This window comes from Streptomyces calidiresistens, assembly GCF_014141525.1.
Classification (GTDB): Bacteria; Actinomycetota; Actinomycetes; order Streptomycetales; family Streptomycetaceae; genus Streptomyces; species Streptomyces calidiresistens.
This window is the reverse complement of sequence record NZ_VKHS01001310.1, coordinates 1-930: the sequence shown is the minus strand read 5'-3', so window position 1 is coordinate 930 and position 930 is coordinate 1. Positions and strand designations below refer to the sequence as shown.

At 72.9% G+C, this 930-nt stretch carries 1 protein-coding gene; it reads left to right on the top strand.

Annotated elements, in window-relative coordinates; translation table 11 throughout:
- The first annotated feature begins 494 nt into the window (after positions 1-494).
- Positions 495-779, top strand: coding sequence for a hypothetical protein (locus FOE67_RS27040; protein ID WP_182667447.1), 285 nt, complete (start codon positions 495-497; stop codon positions 777-779).
- Positions 780-930: the final 151 nt, after the last annotated feature.

The following is a 930-nucleotide window of genomic DNA, read 5'->3' as shown; positions in this document are numbered from 1 at the left end:
GACACCGCCCGACGGGGCCCCGGGCCGACTGACGGGCCCGCCCGGGATCAGCCGGCCCGACTCCCCCGCGCGGCGCGGACCTCCGGCGGGGCCGCCACGACGGCGGCCGTCTCCCGGGCCGGCCGCCCGACGCCGATGGGAGTCGCGGAGGCCTGCCCCCCGGGGCCCGGCGGCGGGCCCTGACTCCTCGTCGCACATCGGACCCGGGCCCCCACGTCCCGTCAACTCCCTTGCGGCGCTGGGCGACCGATCGGCTCGTTCCCCTCTTTCCCCGCCTTCGTCCGGCCCCCCGCCGGCGCCCCGGTACCCCGGTATCGCGCCCACCGGGAGTCGAACGGGCCCGGACGGCGGACCCCACTCCGGGGAGATTCACCCCACGGGGGGTACTTGCTCTCCCGATGGCGCACTTTGGGGCATTTCAAGGTGATTGCGAGGCTCTTGCGGCAAATACTCGAATCGTCCTCATTCCGGAGGATCACGACAGGAGAGCATCAATGCGTACTTCCTTCAAGATGGTGGCCGCTGCCGCCGCCGCCACCGCCATGCTCGGCGCCACCGCCGCCACCGCGAGCGCCTACGGCAAGGCCGGTGGGGACGAGACCACCATCCTGGCCAACGTCTGCGGCAACACCGCGCAGGGCGCCGACGTCGACAACAAGGGCTTCCTGGCCGGCATTCTGAGCCAGCAGTCGAACAGCACCACCCTGTGCCAGCTGGGCAACGACAACTTCGCCGTCAACACCAGCGTCTTCCAGCCCGTGGTGATCACGTTCGACTGATCGGAGTCCCCTCTTCCGGGATCCCGGCAACCGAACCCCCGGCCGGGGGCGGACCACCCGCCCCCGGACCCGGGGAACGAGGAGCACCGAGGGGAGAGACGTGTCCGGCACCCCGGCCACGGCTCTCCCCTCCGCCGTGCCCGCCGCCCCC

Bases quoted from the DNA above. Each gene is read 5' to 3' on its own strand.
- FOE67_RS27040 (WP_182667447.1), top strand. From the start codon at position 495: ATGCGTACTTCCTTCAAGATGGTGGCCGCTGCCGCCGCCGCCACCGCC.